18 protein-coding genes and 1 pseudogene are annotated in these 18,112 nt (G+C 59.5%); 13 read left to right on the top strand and 6 right to left on the bottom strand.

Annotation, left to right across the window (positions count from 1 at the left end; translation table 11 throughout):
* Position 1 precedes the first annotated feature (1 nt).
* The 3 genes from AB4N76_RS15340 to AB4N76_RS15330 are packed head-to-tail and all read left to right on the top strand — an operon-like array spanning position 2 to position 3,684.
* The gene (locus AB4N76_RS15340; protein ID WP_460163217.1) at positions 2 to 1,810 is read left to right on the top strand and encodes a sensor histidine kinase; all 1,809 of its coding nucleotides are present in this window, start codon (positions 2 to 4) and stop codon (positions 1,808 to 1,810) included.
* On the top strand, positions 1,807 to 3,189 hold the full coding sequence (locus tag AB4N76_RS15335) for a sigma-54-dependent transcriptional regulator (protein WP_460163216.1): 1,383 nt from the start codon (positions 1,807 to 1,809) through the stop codon (positions 3,187 to 3,189). The genes AB4N76_RS15340 and AB4N76_RS15335 overlap by 4 nt, the downstream gene beginning before the upstream one ends.
* 39 nt (positions 3,190 to 3,228) lie before the next feature.
* On the top strand, positions 3,229 to 3,684 hold the full coding sequence (locus AB4N76_RS15330; RefSeq protein WP_046031285.1) for a thioesterase domain-containing protein: 456 nt from the start codon (positions 3,229 to 3,231) through the stop codon (positions 3,682 to 3,684).
* Positions 3,685 to 3,785: 101 nt separating this feature from the next.
* Here AB4N76_RS15330 and cysQ read toward each other — a convergent pair whose 3' ends face one another.
* Complete coding sequence (gene cysQ / locus AB4N76_RS15325; protein WP_460163215.1) at positions 3,786 to 4,613, bottom strand: 3'(2'),5'-bisphosphate nucleotidase CysQ; 828 nt, start codon at positions 4,611 to 4,613, stop codon at positions 3,786 to 3,788.
* A complete protein-coding gene (gene nudE, locus AB4N76_RS15320; protein WP_046031287.1) occupies positions 4,610 to 5,176 on the bottom strand; it encodes an ADP compounds hydrolase NudE in 567 nt (188 codons plus the stop codon). Before nudE ends, cysQ begins: the two co-directional genes overlap by 4 nt.
* Before the next feature lie 89 nt (positions 5,177 to 5,265).
* Between nudE and yrfG the strand changes: the two genes are divergently transcribed.
* On the top strand, positions 5,266 to 5,928 hold the full coding sequence (gene yrfG, locus AB4N76_RS15315) for a GMP/IMP nucleotidase (protein WP_046031288.1): 663 nt from the start codon (positions 5,266 to 5,268) through the stop codon (positions 5,926 to 5,928).
* Positions 5,929 to 6,055: 127 nt separating this feature from the next.
* On the opposite strand, the gene lysM is transcribed toward yrfG, so the two are convergent.
* Positions 6,056 to 6,496 (bottom strand): peptidoglycan-binding protein LysM, encoded by a 441-nt coding sequence (lysM, locus tag AB4N76_RS15310; protein WP_460163214.1) that lies wholly within the window; start codon positions 6,494 to 6,496, stop codon positions 6,056 to 6,058.
* A 136-nt stretch (positions 6,497 to 6,632) separates the two neighbouring features.
* On the opposite strand from lysM, the gene AB4N76_RS15305 reads away from it, so the two are divergent.
* The 4 genes and pseudogenes from AB4N76_RS15305 to AB4N76_RS15290 all read left to right on the top strand — a co-directional run bounded on the left by AB4N76_RS15305 (position 6,633) and on the right by AB4N76_RS15290 (position 11,616).
* Complete coding sequence (locus AB4N76_RS15305; RefSeq protein ID WP_077432257.1) at positions 6,633 to 7,520, top strand: LysR family transcriptional regulator; 888 nt, start codon at positions 6,633 to 6,635, stop codon at positions 7,518 to 7,520.
* A gap of 94 nt (positions 7,521 to 7,614) precedes the next feature.
* Positions 7,615 to 8,453, top strand: a pseudogene (fdhD, locus tag AB4N76_RS15300) (formate dehydrogenase accessory sulfurtransferase FdhD).
* The gene (locus tag AB4N76_RS15295) at positions 8,450 to 10,798 is read left to right on the top strand and encodes an FdhF/YdeP family oxidoreductase (protein WP_077432256.1); all 2,349 of its coding nucleotides are present in this window, start codon (positions 8,450 to 8,452) and stop codon (positions 10,796 to 10,798) included. Before fdhD ends, AB4N76_RS15295 begins: the two are co-directional and overlap by 4 nt.
* A gap of 329 nt (positions 10,799 to 11,127) precedes the next feature.
* Positions 11,128 to 11,616 (top strand): glycine zipper domain-containing protein, encoded by a 489-nt coding sequence (locus tag AB4N76_RS15290; RefSeq protein ID WP_046031293.1) that lies wholly within the window; start codon positions 11,128 to 11,130, stop codon positions 11,614 to 11,616.
* Positions 11,617 to 11,687: 71 nt separating this feature from the next.
* Here AB4N76_RS15290 and AB4N76_RS15285 read toward each other — a convergent pair whose 3' ends face one another.
* From AB4N76_RS15285 to AB4N76_RS15275, 3 genes are all read right to left on the bottom strand, one after another.
* Positions 11,688 to 12,107, bottom strand: coding sequence for an acyl-CoA thioesterase (locus AB4N76_RS15285; RefSeq protein ID WP_460163213.1), 420 nt, complete (start codon positions 12,105 to 12,107; stop codon positions 11,688 to 11,690).
* 138 nt (positions 12,108 to 12,245) lie between these two features.
* Complete coding sequence (locus tag AB4N76_RS15280) at positions 12,246 to 13,472, bottom strand: 3-hydroxyacyl-CoA dehydrogenase (RefSeq protein ID WP_460163212.1); 1,227 nt, start codon at positions 13,470 to 13,472, stop codon at positions 12,246 to 12,248.
* Positions 13,473 to 13,575: 103 nt separating this feature from the next.
* Positions 13,576 to 15,510: a RecQ family ATP-dependent DNA helicase gene (locus tag AB4N76_RS15275; protein ID WP_460163211.1), complete on the bottom strand. Its 1,935-nt coding sequence runs from the start codon at positions 15,508 to 15,510 to the stop codon at positions 13,576 to 13,578.
* Positions 15,511 to 15,836: 326 nt separating this feature from the next.
* Here AB4N76_RS15275 and AB4N76_RS15270 point away from each other — a divergent pair, with 326 nt between their 5' ends.
* The 5 genes from AB4N76_RS15270 (at position 15,837) to AB4N76_RS15250 (ending at position 18,043) form a co-directional block, all read left to right on the top strand.
* Positions 15,837 to 16,112, top strand: a complete 276-nt coding sequence (locus AB4N76_RS15270; RefSeq protein ID WP_460163210.1) for a hypothetical protein — start codon at positions 15,837 to 15,839, stop codon at positions 16,110 to 16,112.
* Positions 16,113 to 16,393: 281 nt separating this feature from the next.
* Positions 16,394 to 16,690 (top strand): hypothetical protein, encoded by a 297-nt coding sequence (locus AB4N76_RS15265; protein WP_109785301.1) that lies wholly within the window; start codon positions 16,394 to 16,396, stop codon positions 16,688 to 16,690.
* A 92-nt stretch (positions 16,691 to 16,782) separates the two neighbouring features.
* The gene (locus AB4N76_RS15260) at positions 16,783 to 17,286 is read left to right on the top strand and encodes an antitoxin PaaA2 family protein (protein WP_460163209.1); all 504 of its coding nucleotides are present in this window, start codon (positions 16,783 to 16,785) and stop codon (positions 17,284 to 17,286) included.
* A gap of 47 nt (positions 17,287 to 17,333) precedes the next feature.
* A complete protein-coding gene (locus AB4N76_RS15255; protein WP_460163208.1) occupies positions 17,334 to 17,558 on the top strand; it encodes a type II toxin-antitoxin system RelE/ParE family toxin in 225 nt (74 codons plus the stop codon).
* A 119-nt stretch (positions 17,559 to 17,677) separates the two neighbouring features.
* Positions 17,678 to 18,043, top strand: a complete 366-nt coding sequence (locus tag AB4N76_RS15250) for a DUF1493 family protein (protein WP_109785523.1) — start codon at positions 17,678 to 17,680, stop codon at positions 18,041 to 18,043.
* Positions 18,044 to 18,112 lie beyond the last annotated feature (69 nt).

Raw genomic sequence — 18,112 nt, 5'->3', positions numbered from 1 at the left:
CATGACTCCGACCCTCCCTCGCAGACCCCGCTGGCGCAGCCTCGCCCTGGTGGCGCTATGCCTGGCGCCGTTACTGTGGCCGCTGGAGCACTTGGCCGAGCGCTATTACCGCAGCGAACTGGCCGGGCAAAATCGCCAAACCCTCGACCTGTACGTCGCCAACCTGCTGGGCACGCTGCATCGTTATGAAGTGTTGCCGCAAATCCTCGGCGACTTGCCGGCCCTGCGCGCGGTACTCGGCGCGCCGGACGATAGCGTCACCCAAGGCAATGCCAACCGCTTGCTGAAAAACATCAGCACCCAGACCGGTGCCGAAGTCATGTACTTGATGGACACCCGCGGCAAAACGCTGGCGGCGTCCAATTGGGACAAACACGACAGCTTTGTCGGCCGTAATTTTTCCTTTCGGCCCTATTTCAGCGAAGCCATGGCCGGGCGGCTCGGACGGTTTTTCGGCCTGGGCACGACCTCCGCCAAACGCGGCTACTTCTTCGCCGCCGCAGTACGCGATGGCGAAAAAGTCATCGGCGTGCTGGTGGTCAAGGTTGATCTGGACCACACCGAAAGTCTCTGGGGCAAAACCCCGGAACAGCTGTTGCTGACCGACCATAACGGCGTGGTCATTCTCACGTCACGGCCAGAGTGGCGCTTCCGCTCGACCCGTCCGTTGAGCGACGAAGAAAGCAAAGCGATAACCGCGATCCAGCCCTACCCGACCCGTGACCCCAAACCGCTGAAGCTCAACCCCAACGCCTGGCTGACTCAGACCCAGCAGATCGACGAAACCGGCTGGAACGTCAGCATCCTCGCCCCGCGCACCTTGATCGACCGACCGGTGCGTACGGTGGTCGCCATCGGAGGCGCCACGCTGTTGGTGTTGATGCTGCTGCTTGGGCTGATGATGCAGCGCCGCCGCCATTACCTCGAACGGATCGCCTTCGAAGCCAAGGCCCGTCGCGAACTGGAAGGCCGGGTCGCCGAACGCACCAGCGACCTCGAAGGTCTCAACCGGCGTTTGAAACAGGAAGTGCTGGAGCGCGAACACGCCCAGCAGGAACTGGTGCGCGCGCAGGATGATCTGGTCCAGGCCGGTAAATTGTCGGCATTGGGAACGATGTCGGCGAGCATCAGCCACGAACTCAATCAGCCACTGGCGGCGATTCGCAGCTACGCGGAAAACGCCGAAGTGCTGCTCGATCATCAACGCACCGACGATGCGCGCGGCAATCTCAAACTGATCAGCGAACTGACCGGGCGCATGGCCTCGATCATCGCTCACCTGCGCGCCTTTGCCCGGCGTGATCGTCACGCGCCGGAAAGTGTCGCTCTGCAACCGGCGCTGGATGATGCGCTGGCGTTGCTGGCCAAGCGCCGCCGCAGCATGGAAGTCGAGCTTATCCGCGATTTGCCGGCCGCCACGCTGTGGGTCGAGGCCGGGGAAACCCGTCTGCGCCAGGTGCTCGGTAACCTGTTGGCCAACGCTCTGGACGCGCTGACCGAAAAAGGTCCACCGCGTAAACTCTGGTTGAGTGCCCAATCCACCGCCGACGGCGTCCATCTGTACATTCGCGACAACGGCCCCGGCTTTTGCATGGAAGCCCTGGGTCGCGCCAGCGAGCCTTTCTACACCACCAAGACTCGCACACAAGGGCTTGGGCTGGGGCTGGCGATTTGTGAAACTCTGATGCGTGCCTTCGGGGGTGAACTGTCGTTCGCCAACCACAAGGAAGGCGGCGCCCTGATTACTTTGAAGCTACGCGCTGGCGCACCGGGTGTGAGCCTGCAACCGTCCGAGGACCGAAGTGCATGACCATCGACAACCGCATCCAGGTCGTGTTGATCGACGACGATCCCCACCTGCGTCAGGCCCTGAGCCAGACCCTGGACCTCGCCGGCCTGAAAATCCTGCCGCTGGCCGAGGCCAAGGGCCTGGCCGTGCAATTGGAGCGCGACTGGCCGGGCGTGGTGGTCAGTGACATTCGCATGCCGGGCATGGACGGCCTCGAACTGCTGACCGAACTGCATGCCCAGGACCCGGAGCTGCCCGTGCTGCTGATCACCGGCCACGGCGATGTACCGCTGGCGGTGCAAGCCATGCGCGCCGGGGCTTATGACTTCCTGGAAAAACCCTTCGCCAGCGATGCCTTGCTCGACAGTGTGCGTCGCGCCTTGGCGTTGCGTCGGTTGGTGCTGGATAACCGCAGCTTGCGTCTGGCCTTGAGCGATCGCAATGAATTGAGCACCCGGCTGGTCGGGCAATCGGCGCCGATGTTGCGTCTGCGCGAACAGATTGGCGCGCTGGCCGCGACCAAGGCTGATGTGTTGATTCTGGGTGAAACCGGTGCCGGCAAAGAAGTCGTGGCGCGGGCGCTGCACGATTTGTCGAACCGTCGTAATGGCCCGTTCGTGGCGATCAATGCCGGTGCGCTGGCCGAGTCGGTGGTGGAAAGCGAGTTGTTCGGCCACGAGCCCGGAGCGTTCACCGGCGCGCAAAAGCGTCGCATCGGCAAGTTCGAGTTCGCCAACGGCGGCACGTTGTTCCTCGATGAAATCGAAAGCATGAGCCTGGATGTGCAGGTGAAATTGCTGCGATTGCTACAGGAGCGCGTCGTCGAGCGCTTGGGTGGCAATCAATTGATCCCGCTGGACATCCGCATCATCGCCGCGACCAAGGAAGACCTGCGCCAATCCGCCGATCAAGGACGCTTTCGCGCCGACTTGTATTACCGCCTGAACGTCGCACCGCTGCGCATTCCGCCGCTGCGCGAACGTGGCGAAGACGCGTTGATGTTGTTCCAGCATTTCGCCGATGAAGCCAGCGCCCGCCACGGTTTACCCTCCCATGAATTGCAACCGGGGCATCGCGCCCTGTTGCTGCGCCACACCTGGCCCGGCAACGTTCGCGAGCTGCAAAATGCCGCCGAACGCTTTGCCTTGGGCCTCGAACTGGCGCTGGACAACAACACGCCCGGCGGCGGCCCCAACACGATGGTTGATGTGGTCAGCGGCGGCTTGAGCGAGCAAGTGGAAAACTTCGAAAAGAGCCTGATCGCCGCCGAACTGGCGCGCTCACACAGCTCCGTGCGCAGCCTTGCCGAAGCGCTGGGCATCCCGCGTAAAACCTTGCACGACAAGCTGCGCAAACATGGGCTGATCTTCGCCAGCGGCCCGACCGACGATCTCGATTGAGCGACCGTTAATCAACACCTTCAGACAAGAGGCCCATGCATGAACCGCGACAGTCGTCACCTGGAATCCATTCTCCATCACGACATCCCCTTGACGCAGGCCATGGGTATCAAAGTGCTCGACTGGCACGACCAGCAATTGCGCCTGTACTTGCCGCTGGAAGCCAACGTCAACCACAAAAGCACCATGTTCGGCGGCAGTCTCTATTGCGGGGCGGTGCTGGCGGGTTGGGGCTGGCTGCATTTGCGCTTGCGTGAAGAGGGGATCAAAGACGGGCACATCGTGATTCACGAAGGGCAGATCAGCTATCCACTGCCGGTGACCATGGACGCGACGGCGATTTGTCAGGCGCCGAGTGCGGCGGTGTGGAAGAAGTTTTTGGTGATGTATCAGCGCTATGGGCGAGCGCGGTTGACGTTGCATTCGCGGATTGTGAATGTCGACAGTGATGACGATGCGGTGACGTTTACCGGGCAGTACGTGCTTCACCGTTGACGCAAAAATTCGCAGCCTCGTTTCACTCGACAGCTCCTACAGAAGACCGCGCGCCCCTTGTAGGAGCTGTCGAGTGAAACGAGGCTGCGTTTTTTTGATCTTTATGCCCGCGCCAACGCCAGCAGTTTTTCGCGCCAGGCAGCCTTGGCCGGCAGCGCCAAAAAGAACTCATTCAACAACGACTCGCGCGCCGGATAGCAAAACGGCGCACCGCTCAAATCCAGCACCTCGCCGCCCGCGCCTTCCAACACGCCTTGCGCAGCTGCCGTGTCCCACTGCGACGTCGGCGCCAGACGCGGATAACAATCTGCCGCCCCTTCCGCCAACAGGCAGAACTTCAGCGAACTGCCGATATTGGCCAGTTGCAACTCACCCAGACTCTCGCTCAACCCGGCCAGCAAGCGCTCTTGTTCCGGGCTGGAATGCCGACGACTGGCGACTACGGTAAACGCCTCGCCCGCCGCAGGCACTTCGCGGACCTGGATCGGCAATGGCTCACCGCCCTTGTCGCCGCGCCAGGCCCCCAAACCTGCTCCCCCGACGTAGAAACGTCCGTTGGTCGGCATCGACACCACGCCAAACACCACACGCCCGTGCTCGATCAGCGCGATGTTGACGGTGAACTCTTCACTGCCGGAAATGAATTCCTTGGTGCCGTCCAACGGGTCCACCAGCCACCAGCGCTGCCAACCGGCGCGCACGCTTTGCGCGATGTTGGCGTCTTCTTCGGACAGCACAGGAATACTGGGGTCCAGTGCAGTCAACCCGGCCAGAATCAAATGATGAGCCGCCAGATCGGCAGCGGTCACTGGCGAATCGTCAGCCTTGGCCGTCACGGTTGTGCCGGTGCGCCAGAACGGCAGAATCGCTTCGCCCGCCTTCAAGGCCAGTTCAACCACCTGCGCCATCAATGGATGCGGAAAATTCATGGCAGAAACACCCCTCGCTGAGTCAGCAGATCACGGGCCAGATACAGCGCCGCCAAGGCACGGCCCTCGGTGAAGCGCGGGTTCTGCGCCAGGGCAGACAGTTCATGCAGATTGATCTTGTCCACGCCCATCGGCTCAGGCTCGTCGCCCTCAAGGCTTTCCTCGTACAAGTCAGTGGCCAGCACCACCTGAATTTTTTGGCTCATGTAACCGGGTGACAACGACAACTCGGTCAGGTGCTCCAACTGCCGTGCGCCATAGCCGGCTTCTTCCTTGAGTTCCCGCTCGGCCGCCGCCAGCACGTCTTCGCCCGGCTCGATCAGGCCTTTAGGCAAGGACAGCTCATATTCATCCGTACCGCCGCAGTATTCCTCGACCAGTACCGCATGATCGGCATCGAGCATGGCCACGATCATGACCGCGCCATACCCCGCGCCCTTGCCGACCAAACGCTCGTACGTGCGCTCCACGCCATTGGAAAAGCGCAGTTTCAGCTCTTCGACACAGAACAAACGGCTGGTGGCAACGATCTCGCGGGCGAGTACGGTGGGTTTCTGGCGCATGAAAAGCTCCTTGGCGTGAACGCGTTACTATACCCGGCCTATCCTGATTGTTGACCTCGGATATCTTTTTTACCGCTGGAGATTTTTTAATGCCCCTGCTGCCCTGGCTCGACATCGATACCGTTCTGCTGGACATGGACGGTACGCTGCTGGACCTGCACTACGACAACCATTTCTGGATGGAGCACTTGCCCCAGCGCTACGCCGAATTGCACGGAGTGAGCCGAGCGATGGCCGAGTTGGAGTTGCAGCCGCTGTTCGAGCGCAATGCCGGTCAGTTGCAGTGGTATTGCCTGGATTTCTGGAGCGCCGAACTGAAGTTGCCAGTGCGCGAACTGAAACTGGAAACCGCCCACCTGATCGCCCTGCGCCCCGACGCGGATACCTTCCTGGCAGCGATCAAACAGGCCGGCAAGCGCGTGGTGATGATCACCAATGCGCACCGCGACTCGCTGTCATTGAAGCTGGAAAGGATTGAACTGGCGCCGTACTTCGAGCGTTTGATCAGTTCTCACGATTACGGTTTTCCCAAGGAAAATCCACAGTTCTGGGAGGCGTTACAGGCCGACATCGGCTTTGATCCGGCGCGCAGTCTGTTTATCGATGACACGCTGCCTATCCTGCGCAGCGCGCGCCATTTTGGCGTGGCACATCTGTTGGCGGTGAGTGAGCCGGACAGTCGAAAAGGGCCCAAGGACACGGCGGAGTTTGCGGCGCTGGGGGATTATCGGGATTTGATTGCAGGGCTCTAGACCGCGCCGCCTGCATCGCGGGCAAGCCATGCTCCTACAGGTTTTGCGTCGTATGCACTCCACGCGAACAACACAAAACCTGTAGGAGCATGGCTTGCCTGCGATGGCCATCACACGGTCTTGAACCTTACTCAGGAATCCGCAACGACTGCCCCGGATAAATCTTGTCCGGGTGCGACAGCATCGGTTTGTTGGCATCGAAGATTTTGTTGTACTTGTTGGCGTCGCCATACACGCGCTTGGAAATCGCGCTGAGGGTGTCGCCCTTCACAACCGTGACAAATACCGCCGCGGCCACCACCGGCCCGGTCACCGTGATCTGGTCATCCACACTGCCGACACCGGCAATATTGCCCACCGCCAGCAGAATCTTTTCCTTCTCTTCCTGACTGCCAACTTCACCCGTCACGGTCACCTTGTCGCCGTCGACCGTCGCCTGCACATTCGGGTTACCCAGACCGACCTTGCTGATGTGATCCTTCAACTGCTCACTGGCATTGGCGTTGCCGGGGGTCAACAGATCCAGCAATTTTTCGCCTGCTTCCTTCACAAAGCTCAAAAGACTCATGGTGCACTCTCCTTGGGTTTAAAGTTCCAGACGCAAAAGACTAGACCAGGCCTGTCATCCCCGGTTCCAACCCGACCAATGACGTCGATCCGGCGCAAGCGCTAGAATCGCGCCTTCACCGCGCCCTGGAGCGAAGATGGACATCAAGCAGCTGAAATTCCTCATCGCCCTCGACGAAACCCGGCACTTCGGCCAGGCCGCCGCGCGTTGTCACATCACCCAGCCAACCTTGTCCATGCGCCTGCGCAGCCTCGAAGAAGAGCTTGAATTGCCGCTGGTCAATCGCGGTCAGCGTTTCGAAGGGTTTACCGCCCCCGGCGAGCGCGTGCTGGCCTGGGCGCGCACAGTGCTGGCGGCTTACGACGGTTTGCAGGCTGAAGCCGCGGCCTGTCGTGGCAACCTGGTCGGCACATTGCGGTTGGGCGTGGTGCCGTTGTCGAGTTTCGATCCGTTGCCCTTGATGCAACGCTTGCACGCCGAACACCCGAACCTGCGCTTCGAACTCTCGGCGTTGAGTTCCGAGCAAATCCTCGAACAGCTGGCGAACAACCGCCTCGACCTCGGCGTGTCCTATCTGGAGCGTCTGGACAACGAGCGCTTCGATTCGCTGGCCTTCAGCGAAACCCGTATGGGTCTGCTCTACGACCAGCGCTTCTTCAATTTCGGCGAGGCGCCGTTGAGCTGGGAATCGTTGATCGAACTGCCGCTGGGCATGCTCACCAGCGGCATGCACTTTCGCCAATCCATCGACCACAACTTCCACAGCCGTGGCCTGACGCCCCAGCCGTTGCTGCAAACCGATGCAGTCCATCAATTGCTGCAAGCGGTACACGGTGGCATGTGCTGCGCGGTGATGCCGCTGGACGGCGGGCTGGAGAACCTCACCGATCACCTGCGCCTGCAACCGATCGAAAACGCGCAGACCCTCGCCCGGCTGGGGCTGATCATGCGTCGAAGTGCGCCGCGTTCGGCGTTGGCGGAAGCCTGTTTCGCGCTCTATCAGAAATCACCAATAGCTTCTTGATCGACGGCATCTATCGGCAGATCAGTAATAGCGATTAGACGCGACAAGTTGACACGCCTAGGCTTAAAGCTGACTAAAACGTCGGTGATACCTCATGAACGCCAAGCGCCCTACTTGCGCGGCGCCTGCCCTCGACACGCCCGCGCCAGACGCTAGCCAGAAGTACAGTTTTTGCGACCTTCAATACACCGAATCGGCCAGCACCGCGCTGGCTGAAGAAGTCGCGTTGGCGATCGCCTACAACGGCATCAGCCAAGCCGTAATGCTGGTAACACCGACGGACCTTGAAGACTTTATTGTCGGCTTCAGCCTCGGCAGCGGCATCATCGAAGACGCCAACGACATTTACGACCTGCAACTCAGCGGCTCGGGCTCGGCGCAGTACGCGCAAGTGACCATTGCCAACCGCGCCTTCTGGAACCTCAAGCAACAGCGTAGGCAATTGGCCGGCACCAGCGGTTGCGGGCTCTGCGGCGTGGAAGCCGTGGAACAGGCGTTGCCGGATCTCAAGGTGTTACCCGGCGCACCGCTGCCGCCTGCCGAATGGCTCGATGGCCTGCGCCAACGCATCGGCGCCTTCCAGCCGTTGGGCCAGCATTGCGGCGCAGTGCACGCGGCGGTGTTCATGAACGGTCAGGGCGAATTGCTGATGGGCCGTGAAGACATCGGTCGGCACAACGCCCTCGACAAACTGATTGGCGGGTTGATCCGCCAGAAGATCCCGACCACCGGCGGCCTGGCGATTGTCACTAGTCGGTGCAGCCTCGAACTGATCCAGAAAGTATTGCGCGCCGGTATCCAGACCCTCGTCAGCCTGTCGTCGCCCACGGGCCTCGCCGTGCAATGGGCCCGTCGTCACCACCTCAATCTCATCCACCTGCCGCAAAAAGTGCGCCGCGGGTTTACAGCCCTGCGATGGAGAACCAAGCGTGAGTCAACACCGTCAAGCCGATCAGACACCCGTCCCTCGCTACAAGCCCTACAAAGGACCGGCCGGCGGCTGGGGTGCACTGATCAGCGTGGCCCAGGCCTGGTTGACCAGCGATAACGCACTGAAAAACCTGCGCATCATGCTCAAGACCAACCAGAACGGTGGCTTCGACTGCCCAGGTTGCGCCTGGGGCGATTCTCCGGAAAAGGGCATGGTGATGTTCTGCGAGAACGGCGCCAAAGCGGTGAACTGGGAAGCGACCAAACGCCGGGTGGACGGTGCGTTTTTCGCCAAGCACAGCGTTACGTCCTTGCTGGAGCAGAGCGACTATTGGCTCGAATATCAGGGTCGTCTGACTGAGCCTATGGTTTATGACGCCCAGACCGATCGCTACAAACCGATCAGCTGGGAGGGCGCCTTTGCGCTGATCGCCAAACATTTGAAGGGCCTGTCGAGCCCGGATCAGGCCGAGTTTTACACCTCGGGCCGGGCCAGCAACGAAGCGGCTTACTTGTATCAGCTGTTCGTGCGCGCCTACGGGACCAACAACTTCCCGGACTGCTCGAACATGTGCCACGAGGCCAGCGGCGTGGCGCTGGCGCAAAGTGTCGGCGTCGGCAAAGGCACCGTGACCTTCGATGACTTCGAGCACGCCGACGCGATTTTCGTCTGGGGCCAGAACCCCGGCACCAACCATCCACGGATGCTCGAACCACTGCGTGAAGCGGTGAAACGCGGCGCTCAAGTGGTGTGCATCAACCCGCTCAAAGAGCGTGGCCTGGAACGCTTCCAGCATCCACAGCACCCGATCGAAATGCTCACCAACGGCGACAAGCCCACCAACACCGCCTACTTGCGCCCAGCGCTTGGCGGCGACATGGCGCTGATGCGCGGCATGGCGAAGTTCCTGCTGCAATGGGAGCGCGACGCACAGAAGGCCGGTGAGCCGGCCGTGTTCGACCACGACTTCCTCAATGAACACAGCGCCAACGTGCTGGAGTACCTGGGCATCGTCGACGATACGTCATGGGAGCAGATCGTCGAGCAGTCCGGCCTGACCCTGGTGGAGATCGAGCAAGCGGCGCGCATGTACGCCAAAGGCAAGAACGTGATCATGTGCTGGGCGATGGGCATCACCCAGCACCGCCATTCGGTGGCGACCATCCAGGAAATCGCCAACCTGATGCTGCTGCGTGGCAACATCGGCCGACCGGGCGCCGGCCTGTGCCCGGTACGTGGTCACAGCAACGTGCAGGGCGACCGGACCATGGGCATCAACGAACGTCCGCCAGTGGCGTTCCTTGACTCGCTGGAGCGTCGCTTCCAGTTCAAAGTGCCACGCCACAACGGCCACAACGTGGTCGAAGCGATTCACGCCATGGCTGAAAGCCGCTCCAAAGTATTCATTGGCCTGGGCGGCAATTTCGCCCAAGCCACCCCGGACAGCCCGCGCACCTTCAAGGCCCTGAGCAATTGCGACCTGACCGTGCAAATCAGCACCAAGCTCAACCGCAGCCATTTGGCCCACGGCAAAGACGCGCTGATCCTGCCGTGCCTGGGCCGTACCGACATCGACATCCAGACTGAAGGCCCGCAAGCGGTGACCGTGGAAGACTCGTTCAGTATGGTCCACGCCTCCAACGGCCAGTTGCAGCGATTGTCCGATCAGATGCGTTCGGAGCCGTCGATTATCGCCGGTATCGCCGCCGCGACCCTGGGCAGCAAACCGGTGGACTGGAACTGGCTGGTGGCTGATTACGGGCGCATTCGCGACCTGATCGCCGACACCATTCCGGGCTTTCGCGATTTCAATGAGAAGGTCAAGAACCCGGGCGGTTTCTACCTTGGCAACAGCGCCGGCGCGCGCAAGTGGAATACCCCGTCGGGCCGGGCCAATTTCCGTCCCAATACGCTGCCCAAAGACCTTGTGCACGAACGTACGCGTGCGACGGGCGTGTTGCCTGACTTGATCATGCAATCGATGCGTTCACATGATCAGTACAACACCACGATTTATGGTCTCAACGACCGTTACCGTGGAGTGAAAGGTCAGCGCGATGTGCTGTTTGTGAACGAAGCCGACATCATTCGCCTGGGTTTCAAACCGGGGCAGAAGGCCGATATCGTTTCGATCTGGGATGACGGACGTGAGCGCCGCGTCAAGGGCTTCACCCTGCTGGCGTTTGATATTCCGGCGGGGCAAGCGGCGGCTTACTACCCGGAAGTGAATCCGCTGGTGCCACTGGAAAGCACCGGGGATGGCAGCCATACGCCGACGTCGAAGTTTGTGGCGATCCGTTTGGAAGCAGCGAGTGAAACCGGATTGATCATGGCCAGGTCGGCCTGACGTCCAACCCCTGATCGTTCCCACGCTCTGCGTGGGGATGCAGCCCAGGACGCTCCGCGTCCCAATGCGTCCATTGAGGCGTTCCCACGCAGAGCGTGGGAACGATCACTCTTCGCGACGAACAACTTTCCAATCGCCCACAAAAAAGGCCGTTTCTGTATAGAAACGGCCTGTCCGAAGTAACTAAAGACCGGCGAAAAACCGTTAAGTTCCGTCTATAAAACAGTAACTTATCAAAATGTGCTGAAGTCGTGTTACTCGTCGGATTTCGATTGTCACACCCCTGACACAGCCTCAGGATCGCGCCGTCATCCCCTTGAGGTTCCCCCATGAAGTTCTCCTCGATTCTCTTGTTGTCCCTTGGCTTGGTCAGTGGCATTGCTTCTGCTGGCGGCACCACCGAAGCAGGTGTGGGCGGCGCATTGGGCGGGGTTCTTGGCTCGGTCGTCGGTCAATCGTTAGGCGGCAATACAGGTTCCACCATCGGCGCGGCCCTGGGCGGCGCGGGTGGTAGCGCAGTTGGCGCAAACAAACACAGCCGTGGCGAAGCCGCTATCGGCGGCGCACTGGGCGCAGCAGGCGGTAACGTGGTCGGCCGCAGCATGGGCGGCACCACCGGCAGCCTGATCGGCTCCGCAGCAGGCGGCGGCGCCGGTGGCGCGCTGGGTAACTACATGGGCAACAAATACGATGATGAGGGCGACAACGATAATCGCTCCTATCGCGGTGATCGTGGCTACTACCGTGACGGTCACCACGATCGTGGCCACCACTACGGTCATCGCAAGCACCACAAGTACTACCGCGACCGCGATTGAGACTTCAGTCGCCTCGCTAGCCGGTACGTCAAAAAATCGCAGCCCTCGGGCTGCGATTTTTTTTGCCCGGTCTAAACCACCAAACGCTCCAGCGCCCCACGCAATCCGGCCGGAATCGACACAGGCTGATTCGACAGGCGATCTACAAACACATGCACGAAGCGCCCCGCCGCGCAGGCTTCCTCTTCCCCTTGCTTGAACACGGCCAATTCATATTGCACCGAACTGTTGCCCAGCTTGCCGACTCGCAGACCGATCTCGATCCGGTCCGGAAACGCGATGGAAGCAAAGTAATCGCAAGCCGAACTCACGACAAAACCCACCACCTCGCCGTCATGGATATCCAGGCCGCCGACTTCGATCAGGTAGGTGTTCACCGCCGTGTCGAAGAAGCTGTAGTAGGTGACGTTGTTGACGTGACCGTAGGCGTCATTGTCGTGCCAGCGGGTGGTGATGGGCTGGAAGTGCGGGTAGTCGGTGCGTTGGTTCATGGGAGGCTCTCGTCTTGAAAGATCGTTCCCACGCTCTGCGTGGGAATGCAGCCCGTGACGCTTGGCGTCACAGTGGACGCAGCGCGTCCAAGGAGGCGTTCCCATGCAAAGCATGGGAACGATCACCGGTATTGAAGTCTACCGATCCGCGAATCCTTTACCCACCGCCGCCAACTCGCCAATCAGCCGCGCTGGCTGCCAGTGATCGCCTTGCCGGGTTTCCAATGCCATCAAGCGTTGGTGGATGTCCGCCAATCCTTGCTGATCCGCCCAGGCCATCGGCCCGCCCTTGTTCGCCGGGAAACCATAGCCGTTGAGGTACACCAGATCGATGTCGTGTGCCGACCCGGCAATGCCTTCCTCAAGGATCTTCGCGCCTTCGTTGACCAGTGCCAGCAAGCAACGCTCCAGAACCTCTTCAGGGCTGATTTCGCGGCGCAGGAAGCCCAAGCCTTCGCTGACCTTCAATACCAGCGCATCTACCTCTACATCGTGCTCAGCCTGGCGACTGCCCGGTTCGTAGTGGTAATAGCCGTTGCCACTTTTCTGACCGAAGCGCCCGAGTTCACACAGTCGGTTATCCACTTGAACCTCTGGCGCATCCTGCCCGGTGCCGGCCAATTCCCGCGCACGCCACCCCAGGTCGACCCCGACCACGTCGTACATGCGGAACGGTCCCATGGCAAAACCGAAACCTTGCAGCGCCGCATCCACCTGGTAGGGATAGGCCCCCTCCAGCAGCATCTTGCGCGCTTCGAGCACGTAGGTATTGAGCATGCGGTTGCCAATGAATCCGTCACAATTGCCCGCCACCACGCTGACCTTGCCCATGCGCTTGCCCAGCACCAGCGCGGCATCGAGTACCGCCGGCGCAGTCTGGGCGCCACGGACGATTTCCAGCAGTTTCATGATGTGCGCCGGGCTGAAGAAGTGCAGCCCCAGGACCTGTTGCGGACGGCGAGTGGCGGCGGCAATGGCGTCGATGTCCAGGGCCGAGGTGTTGCTGGCCAGGATCGCTTCGGGCTTGAGCAGGCCGTCCAGTTCCCGGAAAATTTTCTGCTTCAATTCCAGGTTTTCGTAGACCGCTTCAATCACCAGATCAACATCACGAATCGATGCGTAATCGGCAGCCGCCGTTACCCGTGCGAGGCGCGCATCCGCCTCCGCCTGATCGATGCGGCCCTGACGCACGTTATGGGCGTAGGTGTCCGCGACGGTGGCCAGCGCCTGTTCAAGCATCTGCGGATTGTTATCCACCCACTGCACCGGCACCCCGGCATTGGCCAGACACATGACAATGCCACGGCCCATGGTGCCTGCACCGATGACGGCGGCACGCTGAATATTGAATGGCGTCTGGCTCATGATTTGCTCTCTTGTTGGCGATCCAAAGACAGCCCTCACCATAGTCAGACGCCCTGCATTTTTGAAATTTATTCCTGTGATGAGCAACATTCAGCGGATGGATCTACCCCGGGAGATGCGCCTCGGCCCACTCCCGCACGTCGGCATAGGGATAATTCTCCAGCGCCGCGAACCCCGCAATTGCCCGCACCTTGAGCTTGGTAAACAGCGGTACGCTGATGCCGCACAGAAACCGCGTGGCGCGCTCGGCCGACGGTGCATTGCCGGTGTGCTGCTCGTGCCTGTGGATAAAATCACCGCACAGTGCTTCGAAACTTTTATCCACAAGTGCCGGCAACTCCGGCGGTGCTGGCAGCCGGGCTACGTGCCCGTGACAGACCGAACAATGCCCGCACTGCCGAGGCGCGTTTTCATCACCGAAATACTCGGCCAGGCGATAACCCAGGCACTGGTCAGTGGCAAACAGATCAAGCATGGCGTGAATCCGAGCGATCTCGGTTCGCTCGTGTTGAGTGAGGTAGGCATGTAACTCGACACTCAAGGCCTGAGAATCAACTTCCGATTGCAGCAGGCTGTAGACCTCGGTCATCTGCTTGCTTTCGAGTTCGACCCAACCCTTTTCCTGGAAGTAATCCAGTGCCTTGACCACCCGATTGCGCTCGGCCTGGTGCTGCTCGTACAGCGCATCGAAATTCACCGTCGCCCAAGTCCGTGCGCGACTGGAGGTCTGGATGATTGCCGCGACAAAGTCCCTTCGCTCACCCTCAAAACGGGCTAACAGGGCCTCGGGTTCCTGCAAGTATTTGAAGCGGTATTCGGCGTAATAGGCGTAACGCGGGGCAATCAATCCGCGCAGTTCCAGTTGCACCAGCAAGGTCTTGAGCGGTAATTGCCGGATGTTGCTCTGGTCCGCCAGCGGGCCGATTAAAAACTCCCATTGACCTTCGGGGGCGGACGCTTGCAACTCGTCGAGTACGCAGCGAATGCCGTCCAGTTCCGGCGTATCGCCGTAGACGAAGTTTTCCAGCACGTTGAGGCTGTCGCGGTTGGCTAGCACCAGACAATCGGACGGCTGCCCGTCACGTCCGGCACGGCCGATTTCCTGGCTGTAGTTTTCGATGGATTTGGGCAGGTCGAAATGCACCACATTGCGGATGTCACTCTTGTCGATGCCCATGCCAAACGCGATGGTGGCGACGATGCAATTGGACTGCCCGCCCATGAAGCGTTTTTGAATGGCTTCGCGTTGTTCGTGGGGCAAACCGGCGTGATACGCCTCGGCCTGAATGCCGTTGCGGCTCAAATGTTCAGCAATATGCTCAGCGGTTTTTTGCAGGGTGACGTAGACGATGCTTGGCTGATTGGGGCGCTCGTTCATCCATTCGACCAGCCGTCGGCGTTTGTCCTGACCACGCACGGGCTCTACCAATAAGTTGAGGTTGGGTCGATAGAAACCCGTGGTCACTACGTCTTCCGGTGCGATGGCAAACTTGGCCTCCATGTCGGCGATGACCTTGGGCGTCGCGGTCGCGGTCAGCAGCAGCGCCTGTGGAATATTGAACTGGCGCTGGTAGTCCGGGAGCTTGAGGTAGTCGGGGCGGAAGTTGTGGCCCCACTCGGAAATACAATGCGCCTCGTCCACCACCAGTAGCGAGATGGGCACTTGCTGCAAAAAGTTACGGAAGCGCTCGTTCTTCAGCCGCTCCACTGAAATCATCAAGATCTTCAGCTCGCCAGACTTGGCCCGCGCCATCACATCACTGGCGTCATCACGGCTCTGCGCCGAGTCGATGCTGCCCGCGGCAATACCGTGGCGTTGCAGGAACGCCAGTTGATCCTGCATCAGCGCCAGCAATGGCGAGACCACCAGCGTCAGGTGTGGCAGCAGCACGGCGGGTAATTGGTAGCAAAGGGATTTGCCCGAACCTGTCGGGAAAATCGCCGCCGCCGAGCGCCCGGCCAAGACCGCGCTGACTGCCGCCTCCTGGCCAGGACGAAACTGTGGATAACCGAAAACCTGTTCCAGGGTGTTGTGCATAAGCTGTCACTCCGTTGACCGCTGCGAAGCCCAAAGCCTAGCCGGCAAACGCAGCGAGTCGACAAAAGGTCGGGGGCCAAAACGATACGGGATGATACAGCTTCAAAGGATCACCAGCAGGCGAAGGGGCTAAGGCATCGCATGCCTGACTCGCTTTAAGCGAAACGCAGGCGTTTTCGAATCGTCCTACGGATTCTGGCGCGCGCGTAGGCAAAAGACGACATCGACGGTAAACCCCCTACAAAACCTGTCCATTTGCGCGGTATTGCGACCCCCTGATGCGCGCCCCTATAGTTTGCCGCGCCGCTGAAAACAGGACGGACCTCATGCAAGACCGCTATCGCCCACTCAAATCCAACTACAGCGAAACACCGGTGCTGGTCATCGACACCGACGCAGATCCTCACGAAATTCTCGACGCCGCCCGACAACGCATCCGCGCCGCCACCGGCCTGCTCGAAACCCTCTATTGCCTATGCTTCAAACACGCCGATACAGCCGACATCCCCAACATCGTCAACGCGTTGTACCTGCTGACTCAGGACGGCAACGAACTGTTGGACATCGCCCACCAGCGCCTACCGAGAATTAGCGCTGGTTGATGCCCGGATGAAAATCCCTGTAGGAGCCGGGCTTGCCCGCAATGGACGATAACGCGGAAGGCCTGATGGCTCTAAACGATAGATATTTCGGCTGGGGATAAGTCTGTAGGCAGCGCCCTATCAAAGCTTCATCCCGGTCCTACAACGACAGATCCCTTGTCGCCTTTCGCTGCCTGGCGGCTCACACCTATAGTCGTGACCGTCGCTGCCAAATCAGCGGCTCGGGCTTGGTCACCCGACAAAGAGAGTTCACATTTCCAATTAAATACAGGTGTTCATCAGTGACAACGTTAAATCCTCTTTTTGATCGCTACCGCCCGCTGCAAACCAATCTCACCGACTCCCCGCCCCTGATCATCGACACACAGGCCAACCCCCAGGACATCCTCGAAGCTGCCATGCAGCGCATCCGAGCCTCCAGTGATCTCCTCAAAACCCTGCACTGCATCTGCTTCAAACACGGCGACGTCGAAGACATCCCGCACATCACTCACGCGCTCTACCTGCTGACTCAGGACGGTTGCGACCTGATGCAAGTCGCCCAACAACGCATGATGGGCTGGAAAGCACCAACCTAAGACACCCTTTTCACCGGGAAGCCAACTTCACTGTGAGCTGGCTGCCCACGAAAAAGGATACTAATTCCTACATCCCTAATGGAGGCAAAAGATTGCAAACTATTATTGATTGCGTAGCATGTGAGCCACTGATCAGCCACGGGCTCCTTTTTATGACAACCGAAACGATTGATCACAGCACGCTTGTCAAACTGGTTGAAAACGGCGCCGTTAACGCCGCTCACATCTCAGCCAAACAGGGTGGGTGGGCGGTACAGATTGAACATGGATCACAAGCACATTCCCTGGCAGCGCAACGCAGCCAACAAATTCGCCTATTTAAAAAACTTGAAACGCTAGTGATTTATTTGCAAGGAATAGGCATCAATCATTTCGATGTCGATGCATCGGGCTATGACCCCCTACAAGTAAAAACCTATTCGCGCCCGGACCGTTCCGACGCAATGAAGCAAGCTCATGAAGCCGCTGCTTATGAGGAGTGGTTCAGGAAGCAGGTTCAGGCCAGCATTGATGATCCCCGACCAAGCGTGAGTGACGAAGAGGCACGCCGAATCTTTGCTGCAAAACGTGATGCCATACGTCGACGGAAGCGCTAATGCGGGTTGTTTGGCGCCCCTCGGCGCTGACTGACCGGGACAACATCATGAATTACATTTGCCAGGACAACCCTTACGCGGCAATTGCTTTAGACGAAGTCTTCGAATTCAAAGCAGAGCAAGCACGCCAGCAACCAAAGCTATATAAAAAGGGCAGAATCCATGGCACTCATGAAATAGTCGCCACACCAAATTACGTTATGGTCTATGCGGTCTTGCCACAAACGGTAGAAGCAATACGGGTACTGCATGCTAGACAACAATGGCCGTGATTAGGCCCACCACCAGGTTTCGAATGCTACAAAAGCTCTCCGACGCCGACCCAACCGCTCGTTATTTGAAAGAAGGCACTGAGCGTATCAACGCCACTTTTCTCCAACTGGAGGCCATCATGAACCTCGCCCCCAACTTCCCCGACGACCACACCATGCACCTGCTCATGCAGTTGTTGCACGAGGAACTCGGCCTGCCTGAACGCAAATCCATCAGCCTCACCACCTCGATCAACTTCGACCTGAGTTGTGACGGCACCGATGCGCGGCACTTGATGGAAGCGCTGGAAGAGCAGTTTGGGATCGACTTGATAGATTACGACGCCTATCGCTACTTTCAGCCGGAAGGGTTTGATGTGTTCCTCAAGCGCCGAGCCAAAGGTCGCGGTGACAAAGTCCCACTGACCATTGGCATGCTGTACAAAGCAATCAAAGCTCAACGGTGGGATACGCTCGAATTGGAAGGCTCCAAATCGAACGCATAAGTGCCATTATCCTGGTCGTTTTACGCAGTTTCAGCTGGAATATTGGCAGTTTCGTGAATCTGACGAGCT

The organism is Pseudomonas sp. S2_F03 (genome assembly GCF_054668335.1).
This window is presented reverse-complemented; position numbering and strand designations above follow the sequence as displayed.